The sequence below is a fragment of the Sphingobium sp. genome, from assembly GCF_036170395.1.
Lineage (GTDB): Bacteria > Pseudomonadota > Alphaproteobacteria > Sphingomonadales > Sphingomonadaceae > Sphingobium.
Map to the genome: position 1 here is coordinate 42,491 of NZ_JAVHPD010000001.1, position 20,226 is coordinate 62,716.

A 20,226-nucleotide genomic window follows, 5' to 3' on the forward strand; every position below is an offset into this window, starting at 1 on the left:
CGTGGGGGAACAGAAGAAAGCGGATCCCGGGTCGAGCCCGGGATGACGGTGGGGCTTAGGCCAGCATCTCTGGCGTGATGGGCAGCGAGCGGATGCGCTTGCCGGTGGCGGCGTGGATGGCGTTGACCAGCGCGGGGATGACCGGGGGCAGCGCGGGTTCGCCGAGGCCAGTGGGCGGATAGTCGGTTTTCACGAACTCCGTCACGATCTTCGGCGCGTCGCTGATCCGCAGATAGGGGTGCGTATCGAAATTGGCTTGCTCTACCGCGCCGGCGACTTGCGTGATCTGCTGCCCGGCAAGCGCCTGACTGAGCCCCTCGATCACCGATCCCTCAACCTGATGCAGCGCGTTGATGGGGTTGATGATCTGGCTGCCGACATCGCCCGCGACCCACACGGTTTTCACCTTGGGCGCGCCATCGGCGATCGCGACCTCCACCACTTCGGCGAAATAGCCCATATGGCTGTAGTAGAAGGCAAAGCCCTTGCCCGTTCCCCTGGGCAGCGACGTGCGGCTTGCCCAGCCGCTCATCGCCACGACCTTCTCGATCACGCCCTTCGCGCGCGCGGTGAGGAAAGGCGGCTGGTTGGTCCCGCGCGGCAGTTCCTTCGGATCGCCCAAAAGCTCCAGCATCAGCGTAGGCAGATCCTTGCCCGCCGCCGCCGCGACCTCGTCCAGAAACGCCTGGGTGACGAAAGCGAGCGCGTTGGAGCCAGGCGCGCGCAGCCAGCCGGTCGGCAGGTTGGTGGCAAGGAAGCTCTGCTCCAGCAGCGCATTGGGCACGAGGCCGGCGGGCGGTTCATGCGCCGGCATCTCGGCGGCGCGCAACGGCTTGCCGTCCTTGCCGAACGTCACGAAATGATCGTGGAAGGCGGTCATCCGCCCGTCCTTGTCGAGCGCCGCGCGGAAGCCGTGCCAGCCCGCCGGGCGGTAGAAATCGCGCTGGATGTCCTGCTGCCGCGTCCAGAGCAGCTTGACCGGGACGCCCGGCAATTGCGCCGCGATCGAGGCGGCCTGCACCATATAGTCGTTCATCAGCCGCCGACCGAAGCCGCCGCCGATGCGGTTGAAGTTGATCCGTATCTTTTCGGGCGGCAGGTTCAGCGCCTTCGCCACAAGGCCGCGCCCATTTTCCGGGTTCTGCGTCGGCGCCCAGATTTCGATCGCGCCATCCTTGAACAAAGCGGTGCAGTTCTGCGGCTCCAGATTGCCATGGGCGAGGAAGGGATAGCTATAGTCCGCCGCAACGGTTTTCACGGCACTGGCGAAGGCGGCGTCCACGTCGCCGGCCCGCACGATCTCGCTCTCGGCCTTCGCCTTGCGCTTCCCGGCGGCCTGCGCGGCATAGGCGTCGGTCGAAAAGCCGCTGACGGCGCTCATGTCCCAATCGATCGCCAGCTTCTCGCGCGCCTGATTGGCGGTCCACCAGCTCTTCGACAATATGGCGATGCCGTCATGGCCTGACTCCGCCGTGCCGTCGCCCTTGATCGTCAGCACATGGGCGACGCCGGGCAGCGCCTTCACCACATCGATATTGGCCGACTTGATCGTGCCGCCGAACGCCGGGCAGGTCTCCAGCACCGCGTAGAGCATCCCCGGCAGCGTGAAATCGATGCCGTAGAGCGGCTTGCCGGCGACGATGGCGGGCGTGTCCACGCCGCCGACCGAGCGGCCGATGATACGGAAATCGGCCGCGTTTTTCAGTTTCAGCGTCGACGGGTCGGGCGGGGGCAGCTTGGCCGCGGCCGCGGCCAGCGAGGCATAGGTCGCCGACTTGCCCGACGTGGGATCGATCACCTTGCCGCTTGCCGTCTTGAGTCCCTCCGGCGCGACGCCCCAGCCCTGCGCCGCCGCCGCGACCAGCATCGCCCGCGCGGCCGCGCCCGCCTGCCGCGTGGGCACCCATTCGCGCGGCGTCGTGCGGCTGCCGCCCGCGCTTTGGCCGCCGAAAATCTTGGCGTCGGCATGGGTCTGCTCGATCGTGACCTGGCTCCAATCGACGTCCAGTTCCTCGGCGATCATCATCGGCAGCATCGTCTTGGCGCCCTGCCCCACTTCGGCATTTTTCGCGCCGATGATGACGCGATTGTCGGGCAGGATGCGGATGAAGGCGGTGAGGATGACGGGCGCGCCGTCGGCCGCCTGCGCGATCGGGAGATTGAGGTCGAACAGCAAGCCGCCGCCGGCGAGGAGCGAGGCGGAGATGAAGCCGCGCCGGGAAAGGACGGTCGCGCTCATGCCTGCGCCTCCTTGATGCCGGCCGCTTCCCTGATCGCGGCGCGGATGCGGACATAGGTGGAGCAGCGGCAGAGATTGCCCATCATCGCCGCGTCGATCTCTTCGTCGGAGGGCTTGGGGCTAGTCGCCAGCAGCGCCGTCGCGCTCATGATCTGGCCGGCCTGGCAATAGCCGCATTGCGGCACGTCCAGCTTCACCCAGGCGGCGGCGACGCGCTTGCCCGGATCGCTTTTCTGCACGCCTTCGATCGTGGTGATCGCCTTCCCCGCGACATCGCCGAGCGGGGTCTGGCAGGAGCGCACCGCTTCCCCGCCGACATGGACGGTGCAGGCGCCGCAAAGCCCCGCGCCGCAGCCGAACTTGGTCCCGACCATGGCGAGATCCTCGCGCAGCACCCAGAGCAGCGGCTTGGCGGGATCGCCCTCCACCTGCCGCTTGTCGCCATTCACCGTGAAGCTGACCGCCATATGCCTCTCATCCCCGCTGTCATGCCTGCATTAGATGCCGATCCGCATCGCCCTGTCCAGCCCCCGGCGTCGCTTCCCCCTCGGCCGGCGGCAATCGCGCGAGCAGCGCGTCGAGCTGCGCCCGCGCGGCGATCGCCCCGCGTCCCAGCAACCGGCCGCGCGCATCGATCAGCGCGGCGGCGGGAAGATCCGTCGCCTGGAAGTCGCGCAGCAGCTGTGCGCTCACTATCATATCGGTGTCGCGGATGCGATGCTGGCGCAGCAGGTCGCGATAGTCCTCCGCCCGCCCTTCGCCCAGGAACAGCAGCCGCAGCCGCTTGCGGTCCGTAAGCGCGAGGGCGTCCCGGATCGCGGTGCGGCTGGCGGCGCAGCCGGCGCGGATGAAGAGCAGCAGCCAGGCTCGCCCGTCCGCGCTCGGCCCGCCGATCGTCAGCATGTCGCCCGCCAGCGTCGGCGCGCTCGCCACCGGTGCTGTGCCCGTCAAAGGCGCGGTGCCGGCGAGCGGCGCGGGGTTCAGCCGGTCGTGCAGCTGCCGCAGCTGGCGTGCCTGCGTCACCACCGCGACGCCCAGCAGGATGACGGCGACCCACAGCAGGAACAATGATGCGATCAGCACGGATCGGCCGTGGCGCTGGACATGGTCGTCACCCCCGTTTTGCGACCCCTCCCCCTCGCGCTACCGCTCCGGGCGAGGCGGCTCGATAGGGCGTTTGACGTAGGCGCAGGGAGCTACGTCAATCGCCCCATTGCCCGGCGGCGCGCCTTTCCCCGACTTAGGGCAGCGGCCGGCGAACCGAACCAAGGGGGCAGATGATGAGGCTGAAACACGCATTGCTGGGCGCGTTGCTCGCCGCGACGGTGATCTCTTCGGCGGCCGTGGTCGCGCAGAACGACAAGCCGACGATCCCCCCGGCGCTGGAAGCCAAGATCAAGGGGCTGAGCAAGGAGAAGCGCGAGTTCCTGACCTCCGAACCGGCCGAGTTGTTCGCCGGCTCCTACGACAAGCTGTTCGAGCGGCTGGCGACCAAGACGCCCGAGGAGATCGGCGCCTATATCCAGGCGATGATGGACGCGGTCGAAGCCGCCAAGTTCAACCCCAAGACCGATATGGCGGCGATCCCGCTGGACACGGAGAACGAGAATTTCAACGGCTGGAAGCTGCGCCGGCCGAGCGGTCTCGACCCCAAGCGCGATCCGGGGCCGTTTGAACTCAGCTATTATGCCGAGGGACGCGGGGGCGGCGTCTATGGCGGCGGGATCGCGACCTTCGCGGGCGCGCCGGTCGCGATCTTCCCCGAGGATCTGGTCGCGGGCAAGGTGGATGTCGCGATCGTCGGCGCGCCGCTCGACATGGGATCGGGCTATCGCGGGGCGAAGGGCGGGCCGTCCGCGATGCGGACCCAATATGGCGCGGGCGGGATCGACATGTACACGATGGTCGATCCGTCCAAGGAACTGAAGATCGTCGATTATGGCGACATCGCCGTCGACAATATGTCGACCGAGCGCACCGTCGCCCATGTGCGCGAGCGGGTGGCGGAGATCGCGCGGACCGGCGCGATCCCCTTCATCGTCGGGGGCGACCACAGCCTGGAATATAGCGATGTCGCGGGCCTCGCCGATGTCCATGGCAAGGGCAGCTTCGGCGTCGTCCATTTCGATTCTCACTATGATGCGGGCAAGGGCGGCGTCCATTTCATCACCCATGGCGCGCCCGTCTATCGCGCGGTCAAGGAAGGCCATGTCCTGGGGAAAAACTATATCCAGGTCGGGCTGCGCGGGCCGTGGCCGGAAAAGGAAGGCTTCGAGTGGATGCGCGACAATGGCGTGCGCTACCATGCGATGCCGGAAGTCGAGAAAAATGGCTGGGCCGCGACGATGGAGCGCGCGCTCAAGGAAGCGCGGGAGAGCGGCAAGAAGCTCTATGTCTCGTTCGACGTGGACGTGCTCGATCCCGCCTTCATTCCGGGCACCGGCACCCCGGTTCCGGGCGGGCTGACGATGCGCGAGGCGATCCCGATCGTACGGCGGCTGTGCGCGGAAAACCAGCTGATCGGCTTCGAGATCGTGGAACTGGCCCCGGTGCTCGACCCGACCTACCGTAGCGCGCTCAACGCCAATTTCATCATGCACGCCTGCCTGACCGGGGTGGCGATGCGGAAGAAGGGGATCACCCAGCCGGGCTTTCTGTCCGACCTGACTACGGAACATGGCCAGCCCTTCTATGGCGAAAAGGCGGCGAAGGAGGGCAAGACCGAAAAGCCCGATCCCGGTTATGCGCGCGGGGGACGACGGCCGACGACGTGAGGGACGCAAGTCCTCCCCTGCAAGGCCAAGGCTATCGCATATGAAAATGCCGTGCGTCCTGAGCCTGTCGAAGGACTGTCCTTTTCTTGGCGCAGGCACTCGGAACAAAGAAAAAAAGCCCTTCGACAGGCTCAGGGCGAACGGAGACTTGGCCAAATCCTTTTTCACACCAAGGGCAAACTCCATACGCGATTGCCTTGCCCTACGGGGGTGGAATTCTTGGCGCTGCGGACGTGCGCACCTTCCTGTCCCATACGTCATATGACCCATGTCGTGAGCTTCCGGCGCTGCCCACATGTCTGACATGACTGTGCAAAACGCCCTGACCGTCCCGCCTGCATCCCGGCATCAGCGGGTCGACGGGCAGGCGATGGTGGCGTTCGCGCCGCACGGCATCCGCGACATGATGCAGGTCGCCCCGGCGCGGTTGCTGTTTCCCTATGGCCGCGAAGGGGATTTTCCGCTGGCGGTCACGGTGACCACCAGCGGCGGCTTGACCGGCGGGGACCGGATCGCGCTCGACATCCTGGTCGATGCCGGCGCGAGCGCGACGATCGTGCCGCAGGCGGCGGAGAAGCTGTATCGCTGCCTGCCCGAGGACGCGCCGACCCGCATCGACACGCGCATCGTCCTTGGTGCAGGCGCGACGTGCGAATGGCTGGCGCAGGAGGCGATCCTGTTCGACCGCAGCCGGATGCGCCGCACGCTGGAAGCGACCCTCGCGCCCGACGCGCGGATGCTGGCGATGGAGATGCTGGTGCTGGGGCGCGGCGCGATGGGCGAGACCTATACGCAGGGGCTGATCCACGACGCCTGGCGCATCCGGCGCGGGGGGCAATTGATCTGGGCCGACACGCTGCATGTCGAGGGCGATTTCGCCGCGCAGGGGCGCGCGTCCTTCGGCTTTGGCGATGCGACCGCGATCGCTACGCTGGTCTATGCCGGGCCGGACGCGGGCGACTATCTGGAGCTGGCGCGCGGCCTGTTCGATCATCCGCGTTTCGGCGCGACCAGTTTCGACGGCCTGCTGATCCTGCGGATGACCGCCGCCGATCCGCAGGCGCTCCGCAAGGAGGTGATGCGCGCAGCGGGCATTTTGCGCGCCGCGATCTTCGGCCTGTCGCCAACCATGCCGACCATCTGCTATTGTTAGCCCCATGAACCTGACGGGGCGGGAAAAGGACAAGCTGCTGGTCGCGATGGCGGCGATGGTCGCGCGTCGCCGACTGGAACGGGGCGTGAAGCTCAACCATCCCGAGGCGGTCGCGCTCATCACCGATCATGTGGTCGAAGGCGCGCGCGACGGGCAGAGCGTCGCGGCGCTGATGGCGAGCGGCGGCCATGTGCTGACCCGCGATCAGGTGATGGAGGGGGTGGCCGAGATGATCCACGACATCCAGGTGGAAGCGACCTTCCCGGACGGGACCAAGCTCGTCACCGTGCACAGGCCGATCCGGTGAGGGGGGTGCGGCAATCCCGTTCCCCGGCGCAGGCCGGGGTCCAGGCCCACGGTCCGAACTGGACCCCGGCTTTCGCCGGGGAACGGCAGGGGGTGCAGGCCCAGTGATCCCCGGCGAGATCATTCCAGCGGCGGGCGATATCCTGCTGAACGAAGGGCGCGAGGCGATCATGCTGACCGTCGCCAATAGCGGCGACCGGCCGATCCAGGTGGGGAGCCATTATCATTTCGCCGAGACCAACCCGGCGCTGCTGTTCGATCGGGTCGCGGCGCGGGGCTATCGGCTCGACATTGCCGCCGGCACCGCCGTCCGCTTCGAGCCGGGGCAGAGCCGCGACGTGCAGCTCATCCCCTATGCCGGAGCGCGGATCGTGACGGGCTTTCGTGGTGACGTGATGGGGGCGTTGTGATGAATGGCTCTCGCTTCATTCGTCGTCATTCCCGCGGAGGCGGGAATCCATCTCCTGACGTTGCGTCCAGAACCGCGCGCGGGAGATGGATCCCCGCTTTCGCGGGGATGACGGGAAAGGGGACACCATGCCGGTAAGTATCCCCCGCCGCGCCTATGCGGGCATGTTCGGGCCGACCGTGGGGGATCGGGTACGGCTGGGTGACAGCTCGCTCCTGATCCGGGTCGAGGAAGACCGCACCATATATGGCGAGGAAGTGAAGTTCGGCGGGGGCAAGGTGATCCGCGACGGCATGGGCCAGAGCCAGGTCAGCCGCGCGGAGGGCGCGCCCGACACGGTCATCACCAATGCGCTGATCCTGGACCATTGGGGCATCGTCAAAGCCGATGTCGCGATCCGCGACGGGATGATCGCGGCGATCGGCAAGGCGGGCAATCCCGACGTGCAGCCGGGCGTCGACATCCCGATCGGGCCGGGCACCGAGATTATCGCGGGCGAAGGGCGCATCCTGACCGCCGGGGGGATCGACGCGCATATCCATTTCATCTGCCCGCAGCAGGTGGAGGAGGCGCTCAATGCCGGCGTCACCACCATGCTGGGCGGCGGCACCGGGCCGGCGCATGGCACGCTGGCGACGACCTGCACGCCGGGCAGCTGGCATATCGGCCGGATGCTCCAGGCGCTGGAAACCATGCCGATGAACTTCGGCCTGTTCGGCAAGGGCAATGCCAGCCGTCCCAACGCTCTGGTCGAGATGGTGCGCGCGGGGGCATGTGGCCTCAAGCTGCACGAGGATTGGGGCACGACGCCGGCCAGCATCGATTGCTGCCTGTCGGTGGCGGACGACATGGACGTGCAGGTGACGCTGCACACCGACACGCTGAACGAAGCGGGTTTCGTCGAAAACACCATCGCCGCCTTTGCGGGGCGGACCATCCACAGTTTTCATACCGAGGGCGCGGGCGGCGGCCATGCGCCCGACATCATAAAGCTGGCGGGGCTGGCGAACGTCCTCCCCTCCTCCACCAATCCGACGCGGCCCTACACCGTCAACACGATCGAGGAACATCTCGACATGCTGATGGTGTGCCATCATCTCGATCCCAAGATCGCCGAGGATGTCGCTTTCGCCGACAGCCGCATCCGCAAGGAGACGATCGCGGCGGAGGATATTCTGCACGATCTGGGCGCTTTCTCGATGATGTCGTCGGACAGCCAGGCGATGGGCCGGGTGGGCGAGACGATCATCCGCTGCTGGCAGACGGCGGACAAGATGAAGCAGCAGCGCGGGTCGCTGGGCAACGACGACGCCGACAGCGACAATTTCCGGGCGAAACGCTACATCGCCAAATATACGATCAACCCGGCGATCGCCCATGGCATCAGCCATATCGTGGGATCGATCGCGGTGGGGAAGCTCGCCGACCTGGTGCTCTGGTCGCCTGCCTTCTTCGCGGTGAAGCCTGACCTCGTCATCAAGGGCGGCAGCATCGCCACCGCGCCGATGGGCGACGCCAATGCCAGCATCCCGACGCCTCAGCCGGTCCATTACCGCCCGATGTTCGGCGCGCTGGGCCGGGCGGGCGCGCTGTCGGCGGTGCATTTCGTCTCGGCGGCGGGGATCGCCGAGGGGATTGGCGAGCGATTGCAGCTGGCCCGGCCGCTGGCGGCGGTGCGCAACACGCGCGGCGGCATCGGCAAGGCGTCGATGATTTTGAACGACGCCCTGCCGCAGATCGAGGTCGATCCCGAAACCTACGAAGTGCGCGCCGACGGCGAACTGCTCACCTGCGAACCGGCGAGCGTGCTGCCGTTCGCGCAACGCTATTTTCTGTTTTGATGGGTGGGGCGATGGCTCATCCTCCCCTAGAAGGGGAGGTGGCAGGGCGAAGCCCTGACGGAGGGGTGTCGCCCTCTCGATGGCGGGACACCCCTCCACCACCGCTTCGCGGCGGTCCCCCTCCCCTTACAGGGGAGGATTTTCTTGAGGAAATCCGATGCTGACCGTTCACGACGTCATTCCTCATGGCCACTGGCGCGGCGCGGCGGCAGACCATATCACGCTCGACCATGATGCCCGCCACCGCCGGCGGTGGCATTATGTCGCGGACCATGGCACCGCTTTCCTGCTCGATCTGCCGCGCGCGACGGTGCTCAATCATGGCGATGCGCTCCAGCTTTCGGACGGGCGGCTGGTGGAGGTGCTGGCCGCGCCCGAGGCGCTGGTCGAAGTGACAGCGGAGAGCGCGGCGACGATGATGCGGCTGGCCTGGCATATCGGCAACCGCCATCTGCCGGCCGAACTGCACCCGCACGCGATCCGGCTGCGCGACGATCATGTCATCAACGCGATGCTGGAGGGGCTGGGGGCGACGGTGACGAAGATCGAAGCGCCCTTCACGCCGGAGGGCGGGGCTTATGCGGGCGGCGGGCATAGCCACGCGCATAGCCATGGCGACCACCATCATCATCACGACCATCATGACCATGCTGGCTGACGCGGCGCTCCACCGGCTGCTGGCCTGGACCTCGCCCGCCTATCCGGTCGGCGGCTTCACCTATAGCCATGGGCTGGAGACGGCGGTGGAGGACGGGCGCGTCCGCACCGCCGCCGATGTCGTTGCCTATGTCGAGGCGGTGCTGGGGCGCGGGGGTGGCTGGGTCGACGCGGTGCTGTTCGTGCATGCCCATCGCGCGGCGGAGGACGCGGCTGCGTTCGATTCAGTGGCGGAACTCGCCGCCGCCTTCCGGGGCAGCAGCGAGACGGCGCTCGAAAGCCGGCAGCAGGGCGGCTCTTTTCTGAGCGTCACGCGCAAGGCGTGGCCGCACCCGGCGCTCGACGATTTCGCGGCGCGCTGGGGCGAGCGGCCGATCGCTCACGCCGCCGTCATGGCGCTCGCCTGCGCGGTGCACGCTATCCCGCTGGGGCCGGCGCTGCAGGGCTGGCTGCATGGGACCGCCGCCAATCTGGTGTCGGCGGGGGTGCGGCTGGTGCCGCTGGGGCAGACCGACGGGCAGCTTGCCCTCGCCGCGCTTTCCCGCGCCATCCCGCCTATCGCGGCGAAGGCGCTGGTCACGGCGCTCGACGATCTCGGCACCGCAGCGCCGGAGCTGGAACTTGCCAGCATCGCCCATGAAACCCTCTATACAAGGCTCTTCCGCTCATGACTTCGCATAATGGTCCCCTGCGTGTCGGCATCGGCGGGCCGGTCGGCTCGGGCAAGACCGCGCTTACCGACCGGCTGTGCAAGGCGATGCGCGACGATTACAATATCGCCGCCATCACCAACGACATCTATACGCGCGAGGACGCCGAATTCCTGACCCGGTCCGGCGCGCTCGTGCCCGAACGGATCATGGGGGTGGAGACGGGCGGATGCCCGCACACCGCGATCCGCGAGGACGCCAGCATCAACCTGGCCGCCGTGGACGAGATGAGCCGCAAATTCCCCGGCCTGGAGGTGATCTTCATCGAGAGCGGCGGCGACAATCTGGCCGCGACGTTCAGCCCCGAACTGGCCGACATCACCCTCTATGTCATCGACGTGTCGGCGGGCGACAAGATCCCGCGCAAGGGCGGCCCCGGCATCACCCGGTCGGACCTGCTCATCATCAACAAGATCGATCTGGCTCCGCTGGTCGGCGCAGATCTGGGAGTCATGGACCGGGACGCGAAGAAGATGCGGGGCGCCCGGCCCTTTCTCTTCACGAACCTCAAGGACATGATCGGGCTGGACGCGATCATCGACTTTCTGGTCGCCACCGGCGGGCTGCGGCCACGCCCGGCGCTTGTCCCGGCCGGCTGATGGACCGCGCCGCCTATGTCCTGCGCGAAAAGCGGCTCTACAATAAGTGGGTCGCTAGCCAGACATTGGAGGATTATGCGCTGCGCTACACCGCCGACAGCGCGCGGCGCTGGTCGGCGGGACAGGTGGCGGGCACGGCGATCGGGGCGACCGCCTTCCTGGCGTGCGAGGCGATCGGCGCGTCGATCACCCTGACCTATGGCTTTGCCAACAGCGTGGCCGCGATCGCCGCCGCCGTGGCGCTGATGTTCGTCATCGGCCTGCCGATCGCCTATCATGCGGCCAAGCACGGGCTCGACATCGACCTGCTGACGCGCGGCGCAGGGTTCGGCTATCTCGGCTCCACCCTCACCTCGCTGATCTATGCGAGCTTCACCTTCCTGCTCTTCTCGGTCGAGGCGACGATCATGGCGGTCGCGCTGAAAGCGATGACCGGGATGCCGATGAGTGTCGCCTATCTGGTGAGCGCTTTGGTCGTGATCCCGATCGCGCTTTACGGCATGAGCGCCATCACCCGCTTCCAGAACGCGACCCAGGCGATATGGGTGGTGCTCCAGGTCGCTCCGATCGCCTATATCCTCTGGTCGGGGCCGGCGGCGCTGGCGGAATGGAGCCGGTTTGCGGGCCAATTGGGGGCGAAGGACGGCAGCGTCAGCCTGCTCTATTTCGGCTTCGCGCTCTCGACCCTGCTCTCGCTGCTGCCGCAGATCGGCGAGCAGGCGGATTATCTGCGCTTCCTGCCCGGCAAGGCGAAGATCGGCGCTGGCAAATGGTGGGCGGCGATGCTGGCGGGCGGACCCGGCTGGACGCTGATCGGCGGGCTGAAGCTGCTGCTCGGCAGCTATCTCGCCCATTTCCTGCTGAAAAGCGCGGCGGCGCAGAGCGAGGCGGCGAGCCCGACCGCGATGTTCCACGGCATCTTCACCGCCATGTCGGGGCAGGCGGGACTGTCGCTGGTGGTGACGGGCCTGTTCGTCATCATCTGCCAGCTCAAGATCAACGTCACCAATGCCTATGCCGGGTCGATCGCCTGGTCAAATTTCTTCGCGCGGCTGACCCACAGCCATCCCGGCCGCGTCATATGGCTGGTATTCAACGTGCTGCTTGCGCTCCTTTTGATGGAGGTCGGCATATTCGACGCGATCGAGGCGATCCTGATCCTCTACGCCACGGTCGCGGCGGGCTGGATCGGGGCGCTCGCCGCCGATCTCATGATCTCCAAGCCGCTGGGCCTGTCGCCCGCCGGCATCGAATTCAAGCGCGCGCATCTGTTCGACATCAACCCCGTCGGCATCGGCGCGATGCTGCTGTCGATCCTGGTGTCGGGCAGCGCGCATCTCGGCCTGATCGGCGGTCTGGCGCAGGCATTCGCGCCGGTGATCGGCATGGCGGTGGCTTTCACCGCCGCGCCCGTCATCGCGCTCGCGACCCATGGCCGCTACTATATCGCGCGCCGCTCGCACTGGCCCGATCCGCAAGCGACGCAGGCCTGCATAATCTGCGAAAACAGCTTCCAGCCGGCCGATATGGCGCATTGCCCGATGTATGCCGCGCCGATCTGCTCGCTCTGCTGCACGCTGGAGGCGCGGTGCCACGACCGCTGCAAGACCGACAGCCGCGCGACGCAACAGGCCGCCCGCTGGCTCGAACGACTGCTACCAAGCCGGGCGGCGCGCTATGTCCACACGCCGGTGGGCCATTTCATTGCGGTGATGAGCCTCATTACCCTGGCGAACGCCGCGCTGCTGGGCGGGATCGGCTGGCAGGTCGCGCGGCGCGCGCCGTCGATCGCGCAGCAGACATCGGGGCTGATCCTCGGCCTCTTCCTGCTCTTCACTCTACTGGGCGGGGTGATCGCCTGGATGATCGTGCTCGCCCATCAGAGCCGCCGGTCGGCGATGCAGGAAAGCGAGCATCATGTGCAGAAGCTGATGGAGGAGATCATCGCCCATGATGTGACCGGCGCGGAGCTGCAAAAGGCGAAGGAGGCCGCCGAAGCCGCCAATGCGGCCAAGAGCCGCTATCTGGTCAGCGTCAGCCATGAGATACGATCGCCGCTCAATTCGATCTACGGCTATGCCCAGCTGATGGAGCGCGGGCACGAGATCGCGCCGGTGGAAGCCGCCAAGATCATCCGCCGCAGCGCCGAGCATCTGACCAACCTGGTCGAGGGGCTGATGGACATCAGCCAGGTCGAAAGCGGCGTGCTGCGGATCAGCAGCGACACGGTGCGCCTGTCGCCCTTCGTCGATCAGATCGCCAATATGTTCCGGCCGCAGGCGCAGGCGAAGGGGATCGAATTTTGCTACGAACGGCCCGAAACGCTGCCCGATTTCGTGCGGACCGACCAGAAAAGGCTGCGCCAGATCCTCATCAACCTGCTGTCCAACGCGATCAAATTTACCCGCTCGGGCTCCGTCACCTTCCGCGTCGCCTATCGCAGCCAGATGGCGACCTTCGACATCATCGACACCGGCATCGGCATCGCGCCCGATGACCTGAGCCGCATCTTCGCGCCGTTCGAGCGCGGATCGAACCCCGACGCGCACAAGCAGAAGGGGGTGGGCCTCGGCCTCGCCATCACCCAGGCGCTGGTGCAGATATTGGGCGGCGACCTGTCGGTCGTAAGCACGCCGGGCGCCGGCACCCAGTTCACGGTGCGGCTGATGCTGGGCCATGTCGTCGCACAGACGGCGGACAGCCAGCCGCTCGAACGGATCAGCGGCTATCAGGGCGAGCGGCGCAAAGTCCTCTTGATCGATGACGATGCCGCGCAGGTCGCGGTGCTGCGCGGGCTGCTGGAGCCGCTCGACTTCGTCGTGCTGGAAGCGTTGAGCGGACGGGCGGGCCTTGCGGTCGCGGAACGCGAGCGGCCCGACATCGTGCTGCTCGACATTTCAATGCCGGGCGAGTCCGGCTGGGAGATCAGCCGAATGCTGCGCGAGACATTGGGCGACGCGGTGCGGATCGTGATGGTGTCGGCGAACGCGCATGAATATCATCGCGGCGGCGACGGCCGCGCGGCGCATGACATGTTCCTGATGAAGCCGGTCGACCTCGACGCGCTGCTCGACGCCATCGCCGACCAGTTGCGTATCCGCTGGACCGGCGACACTCTGCCCCCGCCTCCTGCCCCGCCCGAGGACGACGCGGCTCCTCCCCTGCCGGAAGAAGCCGCGCCGATCCTGGCCGACATCGAGCAGAAGGCGATCATCGGCCATGTGCGCGGGATCGAGGCGAGCATCCGCGCGCTGGAGGCGCAGGTGCCCGACGCCGCGCCGCTGACCCGCCGCCTGCTCGCCCATCTCGACCGCTTCGACCTTAAAGGGCTTATCAAAAGCATAAGGGCCGCCCGATGATCGCCAACCACCAGGATACCGTGCTCGTGGTCGACGACACGCCCGAATCGCTGCGCTTCCTGACCGACACGCTGGAGGCGGCGAAGATTTCCGTGCTGATCGCCACCAGCGGCGACGCGGCGCTGGAACTGCTGGACCATGTCGCGCCCGACCTCATCCTGATGGACGCGGTGATGCCGGGGCTGGACGGGTTCGAGACCACCCGCGCGATCAAGCAGCGGCCCGCCGACAAGCCGATCCCGATCATCTTCATGACCGGGCTGACCGAAAGCGAGCATGTCGTCCAGGCGCTGGAGGCGGGCGGGGTGGACTATGTCCGCAAGCCCATCGTGGTCGAGGAATTGCTGGCGCGGGTTCGGGTGCATATGGCGAATGCGCGGCGGACCCAGGACGGCGAGTTCGCGCTGGACGCGACAGGGCGCAATCTGATCGCGGTGTCGGCGACGGGGCAGCTCAGCTGGAGCACGCCGGGCGCGGAGCGGCTGATGGAGATGCTGGAGCCAGGATGGAGCCGGGGCGCGCAGCCGCCCGCGCTGCTGCGCCCGGCGCTCGCGCGGCTGCTGGGCGACGATCGTCCCGCGGGGACAGCGGCGAAGGCGGACAGCGGGGTAGGCGATACGATCGAACTCATCATCGTCGGCCGGCCGCGGCGCGACGAAATATTGATCCGCCTGAACCATCTCGACCCGCAGGCCGATATCGGCCGGCTGCAAAGCCATTTCGGCCTGACCCAGCGGGAGGCCGAAGTGCTGCTATGGGTGAGTTATGGCAAGCCCAACCGGGTCATCAGCGAGATATTGGCGATCAGCCCGCGCACGGTGAACAAGCATCTGGAGCAGATTTTCGAGAAGCTGGGCGTGGAAACCCGCGCCGCCGCCGCCGCTTTCGCGGTGCGGGTGATCGCGCAATGAGGGGGGCGCGATGGGCGACTAACCCGCGCTGTCGAGGCCGGCCGCCTGGCGCGCCGCCGCCATGATTTCGTCGGAGAGGCTGGGATCGGAGACGCCGCGCGCGAGGGCGACTGCGCCGACCATCTGCGCCAGCCGCGCCAATGTCGTAGCGCGATCCATATCCGGCGCAGCCTGCCGAAGGATAGCGGCGAGCGTTTCGAGACCCGCGCCGAACGCCTCCGCCAGCGCCCCGCCCTGCCGCGCCGCATCCGCGCCGAGGCCGACCAAGGCGCAACCGGCTTCGGGCGAATCGCGGTTGCGGGCGCTGAGATAATCGTTCGCGATCGCGCGGGCCGGGTCATCGGCCTGGCCGGCCAGCGCGCGCCATCGCTCCGCGCTTTTCTCCAGCGCCGCCGCGCAGGCTTCGGCCGCCAGCGCCTCCTTCGACGCGAACTGGTTGTAGAAGCCGCCATGGGTGAGGCCGCTCGCCCGCATCACATCGCCGATCCCCACGCCATCGACGCCCTGCGCCCGGAACAGGCGCGATGCGGTCTCCACCACCGTTTCGCGATTGCGCGCCGCCTGTTCCCGGCTGACCTTCATATCCACTTTGCTCCGATCGGCGTCTTGACCTTATATATGATGTCCGTAATTTAACGCCAGCCCGATTTCAGCCCCAGGGGGATGTCCATGCTCTCGACCGCTCTTGCCGCCCGCCTGTCCGCGCGGCGCATCCATTATGGCTGGGCGGTCGTGGGCGCGACCTTCCTCACCATGCTGGTCGTCGCGGGCGCGGTCGGCGCGCCCGGCGTGTTCATCGTGCCATTGCAGAAGGAATATGGCTGGAGCGCGGCGGATATCAGCGGCGCGCTTGCGATCCGCTTCCTGCTGTTCGGCGGCATGGGACCGTTCGCCGCCGCCTTCATGAACCGCTTCGGGGTGCGGCGGATGATGCTCATTTCGCTGTCGATCGTCATCGGCGGGCTGCTCCTCTCGCTCGGCATGACGCGGCTGTGGCAGCTCGTGCTGCTATGGGGCGTCGTCATCGGCATCGGCACCGGGCTTACCGCCATGGTGCTGGGCGCGACGGTGGCGACGCGCTGGTTCGGGCAGCGGCGGGGCCTCGTGATGGGGCTGCTGTCGGCCAGCACGGCGACGGGCCAGCTCGCCTTCCTGCCGCTGCTCGCCGGCCTCACCGAAAGCCAGGGCTGGCGCGCGGCGCTGCTGTTGGTGTGCGGCGCGATCCTGGTCGCCGCGCTGGTCGTGCTGCTGCTGATTCGCGATCGGCCAGCGGACCTTGGCCTTGCCCCCTATGGCGAGAGCCAGGTCCAGCCCGCCCCGCCCCAGCCCGCGAGCCTGGGCGCGCTGCTGCTGAGTCCCCTCGCCATCCTGTGCGACGCGGCGCGGGTGCCGACCTTCTGGATCCTCTTCTTCTCCTTCTTCATCTGCGGCGCCAGCACCAATGGCCTCGTCCAGACCCATTTCATCCCGCTCTGCGGCGATTATGGGCTGGCGGCGGTCGGCGCGGCGTCGATGCTGGCGATGATGGGGCTGTTCGATTTCGTCGGCACGCTGGCGTCGGGCTGGCTCTCCGACCGGTTCGACAATCGCTGGCTGCTCTTCTGGTATTATGGCCTGCGCGGCCTGTCCTTGCTCTACCTGCCGTTCAGCGACTTCTCGCTCTACAGCCTGTCGATCTTCGCGGTCTTCTACGGCCTCGACTGGGTCGCGACCGTGCCGCCCACGGTCAAGCTCACGGCGCAGCGCTTCGGCCCTGAGAAGGCGAACATCGTCTTCGGCTGGATTTTCGCCGGGCATCAGCTGGGCGCGGCGAGCGCGGCGCTGGCGGGTGGCGTGTCGCGCACCGTCTGGGCGAGCTATATGCCCGCCTTCGTCGGTGCGGGGCTGCTCTGCCTGATCGGCGCGGGGCTGGTGCTGCTGATCAATCGTGGAAGGCAGGCGGTGTTCGCACCCGCTTGAACGAAGCCGCGGGTCGGCTAGTTTGGCGGGATGACAAGCCTCGCCCCTGCCCCGCGCCGCCGCCGCTTCCGCTGGATCAGCATTCCGCTCAAGATCGTTGGCGGCTTCATCCTCCTGTCGCTGCTGATGGTCGCGATCTACCGCTTCCTGCCCCCGCCGGTGACGCTGACGATGCTGTTTGATCCGAACGGCATCACCAAGGACTGGAAGAGCCTGGACGAGATCGACCCCAACATGGCGCGCGCGGCGATCGCGGCGGAGGACGGGAAGTTCTGCGCGCACCATGGCTTCGACGTGGACGCCATTGCCAGGGCGGCGATCCACAATGCCAGCGGCGGCCGCATCCGGGGCGGCTCCACCATCAGCCAGCAGACCGCCAAGAATGTGTTCCTGTGGCAGGGCGGCGGCTTCGTGCGCAAGGGGCTGGAGGCGTGGTTCACCGTCCTCATCGAGGCGATGTGGGGCAAGCCGCGGATCATGGAGGTCTATCTGAACGTCGCGGAGACCGGCATCGGCACCTATGGCGTGCAGGCGGGCGCGATCCGCTATTTCCGCCATGGCGCGGGCAAGCTGACGCGGGCGGAAGCGGCGCGCATCGCCGCCGTGCTGCCGCTGCCCAAGAAGCGCGCCGCCGTCGCGCCGAGCGGCTTCACCCGCCGCTACGGCAACAGCATCGCCCGCCGCATCGGCGTGGTGCAGCGCGACGGGCTGGACCAGTGCCTCAAATGAAAAGGGCGGGGACATGCGCCCCGCCCTTTCGGTGCTTCGATGAAGCAGACGATCAGAAGCCGACCGTCACCGTGCCCATGACCGTGCGCGGCGCACCCACCGAGAAATTCGGATTTGCGCCGGCAATGCCCTGGATGGTGCCCGCGTTGATCTGCGTGCTGATATTGCCGAAGTAGAATTCGTCGAACAGGTTGGTCACGTTCAGCTGGAAGAAGGTCTTTTCCGCCCCCCACTGGGCCAGGCTGAACCGCGCGTCGAGATCGACGGTCGTGTAGCTTGGCACCTTCACATCGTTAACATCGGTGGCGTAGCGGCTGCCGACATATTTCGCCTGCGCGCCGATCGACACGGGGCCGATGTCAACCTGAGCACGACCGCCGACCGTCCAGTCCGGCGTTTCCGTGACGCGCTTGCCCGAAGTCGGCGCGAAGATCGCCTGACCCACGGTGGTGCAGCCGATCGCCGCATTGACGGCCGAGCAGCTGCCGATCTGCACGTCGCTCTTCAGGCGGCTGTGGTTGTACGAACCGAAGCCATAGAGAGTCAGCTCGCGGATCGGCGAGAAGGCAAGGTTGGCGTCGACGCCATAGGCTTCCACCTTGCCCACGTTGCGATCGACCGAGATGCCCGCTTCCTGATCGAAGGAGGTCACGATGCGGTTCTTGAAGCTGATGTACCAGCCGGTCACCTGGGCCTGAATCTTGCCCGAGGTGTAGCGGGCGCCCAGATCGAAGGAGTCCGTGGTTTCCGGTGTGATGTTGATCACCGGCGCGCGATAGAGATTGTCGGTGCGCGGCGCCGAAATGCCCTTGGCGTAGCTGGCGAAGATGCTCGCCTGCGGCGTGATGCTGTAGGTCAGGCCGACATTGGGCAGAACCTTGTCGAACTTATAGTCGGACTGGAACGGCGCATAAAGCGAGTTGGCCGGGAAAGGCGCGACCTGCGTCGGCGGCACGATGACAAGCTGCGCCGGGGTCTGGCTGGTGCAGGTGGCAAAGCCGCTGCCCGAGGTCTGGATGTAGCAATAGGTTTCCAGATCGCGCTTGAAGAAAGGCGCGCGCACGCCGACTTCGACCCGCAGCTTCTCGTCCATGAACTTGCCGATATACTGGCCGGCGACCTGGTTCAGCAGCGCAATCGAGAGACGGTCGCGCTGTTGCAGCTGGAAGCCATCGGCGTTCAGCACCGGACGACCGTTACGGCCGCCGAAGACATTCTCGGGCGCGCCGTTGCTGCCCAGATAACCCCACTCGCCGGTCTGACGGTGACGCGCGCGATCATAGGTATAGGCCAGGCGGAAGCGGTGCTCGGGCGCGAGATCCCAGATCAGCGAGGCGAGTAGCGTATAGCGGTTGGTGTTGGTGTTGTTCGGCGTGTAGAAGCCGATCGTATCGGTGAAATCACCGTCGCCATTATAGTCGACGCCGCGCGAGGCTGGGTTCGCGCCGCGGATCAGCGCCGCATCCTCCCGGATGGCGGTGTAGCCGCCGCCGTTGGCAAGCGTATACTGATAGGCGCCATCGAGCGTGAAGATGAGGTTGTCGGTCAGTGTGAAGCGCGAGTTCAGACGCACATTGCCTGTATTCGACGGGTTGATGCGGAGGCCATAATAGTTGGTGCAGCCTACGATTCCGGCATTGCAGACCGCGTCATTTTCAAAACCGAAAAGGGTGTCGCGCTGCGCTTCGGTCAGGTTGAGCGTAACGGGGTTTGCCGACGAGATATTCGCCGCCGCAGGAATGGTGCCGGTGCCGAACAGCGTCCGCATGTCGTTGACGCTGGGGTTGCGATAGAAATTGTTACGGTTGACGTTCCAGTGACCGGCGAGCGAAATGAAGTCGCCGCTGGTGCCGAGCGGCTGGTAGATGCGCGCATTATATTGCTGCTTCTCGATGCCACCCGGCCCCTTGAACTTGTCATTCCGGGTCGTGCTCGCAGAGAAGAACATCTTGGTGCCCCAGGGACCGATTTCACCGGTCTGGATCAGGCCGAACAGGCGAAAATAGTCATATTCGCCTGCCGAACCCGACAGCAGCACGCCGAAATCATCGCTAGGCACGATCGTCCGATAGTTGACGGTGCCGCCAGCGGCCGAGGCGGTCGGACTGTCGATGTCGGTCGCGCCGAGGTTGACATTGACCTCCTGGATCAGTTCGGGGTCGAGCTGCTGATTGGGATAGATGGCATAGTTGCCCGAATCGTTCAGCGGGATACCGTCGAACGTCAACGAAACGCGGTTGCCGTCGAAACCGCGAATACGCAGGTTGCCGCCCGACGAGCCATAGGCGTCGCTGTTGGTGAAGTTCACGCCCGGGATCAGGTTAATCGCATTAAGGATCGTCTGGCCCGCGGGCTGACGTGCGATGATCTCCTGCGTCAGCACGCCGCGCGCCTTGGCCGAGTCCGGAATGACGACGCCACCGACGCCGGTGCTCGCGGTGCGCGCGCCCGTGACGATGATGGTGTTTTCGGTTTCGATCGAACCTGTCGACTGCGCCAGCGCAGCGGCGGGAGCGGCAACGGCGATGATCGCGGCGCTGCCCATCAGAAATTGTTTCATGTGACCCTTGTCCCTTTTTC

Annotated in this window: 17 protein-coding genes; 12 read left to right on the forward strand and 5 right to left on the reverse strand. The window is 66.6% G+C overall.

Annotated features, from left to right (window positions below):
• Nucleotides 1–55: 55 nt before the first annotated feature.
• From V2B31_RS00205 to V2B31_RS00215, 3 genes are read right to left on the reverse strand one after another with little or no spacing between them, the layout of a single operon-like run.
• Nucleotides 56–2,239: a xanthine dehydrogenase family protein molybdopterin-binding subunit gene (locus V2B31_RS00205; RefSeq protein ID WP_328274211.1), complete on the reverse strand. Its 2,184-nt coding sequence runs from the start codon at nucleotides 2,237–2,239 to the stop codon at nucleotides 56–58.
• A complete protein-coding gene (locus V2B31_RS00210) occupies nucleotides 2,236–2,706 on the reverse strand; it encodes a (2Fe-2S)-binding protein (RefSeq protein WP_328274212.1) in 471 nt (156 codons plus the stop codon). Before V2B31_RS00210 ends, V2B31_RS00205 begins: the two co-directional genes overlap by 4 nt.
• 19 nt (nucleotides 2,707–2,725) lie before the next feature.
• Nucleotides 2,726–3,322, reverse strand: coding sequence for a methylamine utilization protein MauD (locus tag V2B31_RS00215; protein WP_328274213.1), 597 nt, complete (start codon nucleotides 3,320–3,322; stop codon nucleotides 2,726–2,728).
• A gap of 197 nt (nucleotides 3,323–3,519) precedes the next feature.
• Between V2B31_RS00215 and V2B31_RS00220 the strand changes: the two genes are divergently transcribed.
• The 10 genes from V2B31_RS00220 to V2B31_RS00265 all read left to right on the forward strand — a co-directional run bounded on the left by V2B31_RS00220 (nucleotide 3,520) and on the right by V2B31_RS00265 (nucleotide 14,958).
• Nucleotides 3,520–5,013: an agmatinase family protein gene (locus tag V2B31_RS00220; RefSeq protein ID WP_328274214.1), complete on the forward strand. Its 1,494-nt coding sequence runs from the start codon at nucleotides 3,520–3,522 to the stop codon at nucleotides 5,011–5,013.
• A gap of 304 nt (nucleotides 5,014–5,317) precedes the next feature.
• Entirely contained in the window at nucleotides 5,318–6,166 is an 849-nt protein-coding gene (locus tag V2B31_RS00225) for an urease accessory protein UreD (protein WP_328274215.1), read from the forward strand.
• Between the two features lie 4 nt (nucleotides 6,167–6,170).
• Nucleotides 6,171–6,473, forward strand: a complete 303-nt coding sequence (locus tag V2B31_RS00230; protein WP_328274216.1) for an urease subunit gamma — start codon at nucleotides 6,171–6,173, stop codon at nucleotides 6,471–6,473.
• A 103-nt stretch (nucleotides 6,474–6,576) separates the two neighbouring features.
• On the forward strand, nucleotides 6,577–6,882 hold the full coding sequence (locus V2B31_RS00235; protein WP_328274217.1) for an urease subunit beta: 306 nt from the start codon (nucleotides 6,577–6,579) through the stop codon (nucleotides 6,880–6,882).
• A 127-nt stretch (nucleotides 6,883–7,009) separates the two neighbouring features.
• On the forward strand, nucleotides 7,010–8,722 hold the full coding sequence (ureC, locus tag V2B31_RS00240) for an urease subunit alpha (RefSeq protein ID WP_328274218.1): 1,713 nt from the start codon (nucleotides 7,010–7,012) through the stop codon (nucleotides 8,720–8,722).
• Between the two features lie 157 nt (nucleotides 8,723–8,879).
• Nucleotides 8,880–9,380, forward strand: a complete 501-nt coding sequence (gene ureE / locus V2B31_RS00245; protein WP_328274219.1) for an urease accessory protein UreE — start codon at nucleotides 8,880–8,882, stop codon at nucleotides 9,378–9,380.
• Nucleotides 9,334–10,050, forward strand: coding sequence for an urease accessory protein UreF (locus tag V2B31_RS00250; protein WP_328274220.1), 717 nt, complete (start codon nucleotides 9,334–9,336; stop codon nucleotides 10,048–10,050). The genes ureE and V2B31_RS00250 overlap by 47 nt, the downstream gene beginning before the upstream one ends.
• Nucleotides 10,047–10,688 (forward strand): urease accessory protein UreG, encoded by a 642-nt coding sequence (gene ureG / locus V2B31_RS00255; protein WP_328274221.1) that lies wholly within the window; start codon nucleotides 10,047–10,049, stop codon nucleotides 10,686–10,688. Before V2B31_RS00250 ends, ureG begins: the two co-directional genes overlap by 4 nt.
• Nucleotides 10,688–14,047, forward strand: a complete 3,360-nt coding sequence (locus V2B31_RS00260) for a hybrid sensor histidine kinase/response regulator (RefSeq protein ID WP_328274222.1) — start codon at nucleotides 10,688–10,690, stop codon at nucleotides 14,045–14,047. The genes ureG and V2B31_RS00260 overlap by 1 nt, the downstream gene beginning before the upstream one ends.
• Nucleotides 14,044–14,958, forward strand: coding sequence for a DNA-binding response regulator (locus tag V2B31_RS00265; RefSeq protein ID WP_328274223.1), 915 nt, complete (start codon nucleotides 14,044–14,046; stop codon nucleotides 14,956–14,958). Before V2B31_RS00260 ends, V2B31_RS00265 begins: the two co-directional genes overlap by 4 nt.
• 18 nt (nucleotides 14,959–14,976) lie before the next feature.
• Here V2B31_RS00265 and V2B31_RS00270 read toward each other — a convergent pair whose 3' ends face one another.
• Complete coding sequence (locus V2B31_RS00270) at nucleotides 14,977–15,540, reverse strand: TetR/AcrR family transcriptional regulator (protein ID WP_328274224.1); 564 nt, start codon at nucleotides 15,538–15,540, stop codon at nucleotides 14,977–14,979.
• 87 nt (nucleotides 15,541–15,627) lie between these two features.
• Between V2B31_RS00270 and V2B31_RS00275 the strand changes: the two genes are divergently transcribed.
• The gene (locus V2B31_RS00275; protein ID WP_328274225.1) at nucleotides 15,628–16,917 is read left to right on the forward strand and encodes an MFS transporter; all 1,290 of its coding nucleotides are present in this window, start codon (nucleotides 15,628–15,630) and stop codon (nucleotides 16,915–16,917) included.
• Nucleotides 16,918–16,947: 30 nt separating this feature from the next.
• Nucleotides 16,948–17,646, forward strand: coding sequence for a monofunctional biosynthetic peptidoglycan transglycosylase (gene mtgA, locus V2B31_RS00280; RefSeq protein WP_328274226.1), 699 nt, complete (start codon nucleotides 16,948–16,950; stop codon nucleotides 17,644–17,646).
• 52 nt (nucleotides 17,647–17,698) lie between these two features.
• On the opposite strand, the gene V2B31_RS00285 is transcribed toward mtgA, so the two are convergent.
• Nucleotides 17,699–20,206 carry a TonB-dependent receptor gene (locus V2B31_RS00285; RefSeq protein WP_328274227.1) on the reverse strand — a complete coding sequence of 836 codons (2,508 nt, stop codon included), beginning with the start codon at nucleotides 20,204–20,206 and terminating at the stop codon, nucleotides 17,699–17,701.
• Nucleotides 20,207–20,226 lie beyond the last annotated feature (20 nt).

What these genes read in the sequence shown, in the direction of transcription:
- V2B31_RS00270 (WP_328274224.1), bottom strand. Translation starts at nt 15,540, where the DNA reads ATGAAGGTCAGCCGGGAACAGGCGGCGCGCAATCGCGAAACGGTGGTG.
- V2B31_RS00230 (WP_328274216.1), top strand. Translation starts at nt 6,171, where the DNA reads ATGAACCTGACGGGGCGGGAAAAGGACAAGCTGCTGGTCGCGATGGCG.
- ureG (WP_328274221.1), top strand. Translation starts at nt 10,047, where the DNA reads ATGACTTCGCATAATGGTCCCCTGCGTGTCGGCATCGGCGGGCCGGTC.
- V2B31_RS00225 (WP_328274215.1), top strand. Translation starts at nt 5,318, where the DNA reads ATGACTGTGCAAAACGCCCTGACCGTCCCGCCTGCATCCCGGCATCAG.
- V2B31_RS00210 (WP_328274212.1), bottom strand. Translation starts at nt 2,706, where the DNA reads ATGGCGGTCAGCTTCACGGTGAATGGCGACAAGCGGCAGGTGGAGGGC.
- V2B31_RS00265 (WP_328274223.1), top strand. Translation starts at nt 14,044, where the DNA reads ATGATCGCCAACCACCAGGATACCGTGCTCGTGGTCGACGACACGCCC.
- ureE (WP_328274219.1), top strand. Translation starts at nt 8,880, where the DNA reads ATGCTGACCGTTCACGACGTCATTCCTCATGGCCACTGGCGCGGCGCG.
- V2B31_RS00205 (WP_328274211.1), bottom strand. Translation starts at nt 2,239, where the DNA reads ATGAGCGCGACCGTCCTTTCCCGGCGCGGCTTCATCTCCGCCTCGCTC.
- ureC (WP_328274218.1), top strand. Translation starts at nt 7,010, where the DNA reads ATGCCGGTAAGTATCCCCCGCCGCGCCTATGCGGGCATGTTCGGGCCG.
- V2B31_RS00285 (WP_328274227.1), bottom strand. Translation starts at nt 20,206, where the DNA reads ATGAAACAATTTCTGATGGGCAGCGCCGCGATCATCGCCGTTGCCGCT.
- V2B31_RS00275 (WP_328274225.1), top strand. Translation starts at nt 15,628, where the DNA reads ATGCTCTCGACCGCTCTTGCCGCCCGCCTGTCCGCGCGGCGCATCCAT.
- V2B31_RS00220 (WP_328274214.1), top strand. Translation starts at nt 3,520, where the DNA reads ATGAGGCTGAAACACGCATTGCTGGGCGCGTTGCTCGCCGCGACGGTG.
- V2B31_RS00260 (WP_328274222.1), top strand. Translation starts at nt 10,688, where the DNA reads ATGGACCGCGCCGCCTATGTCCTGCGCGAAAAGCGGCTCTACAATAAG.
- V2B31_RS00250 (WP_328274220.1), top strand. Translation starts at nt 9,334, where the DNA reads ATGGCGACCACCATCATCATCACGACCATCATGACCATGCTGGCTGAC.
- mtgA (WP_328274226.1), top strand. Translation starts at nt 16,948, where the DNA reads ATGACAAGCCTCGCCCCTGCCCCGCGCCGCCGCCGCTTCCGCTGGATC.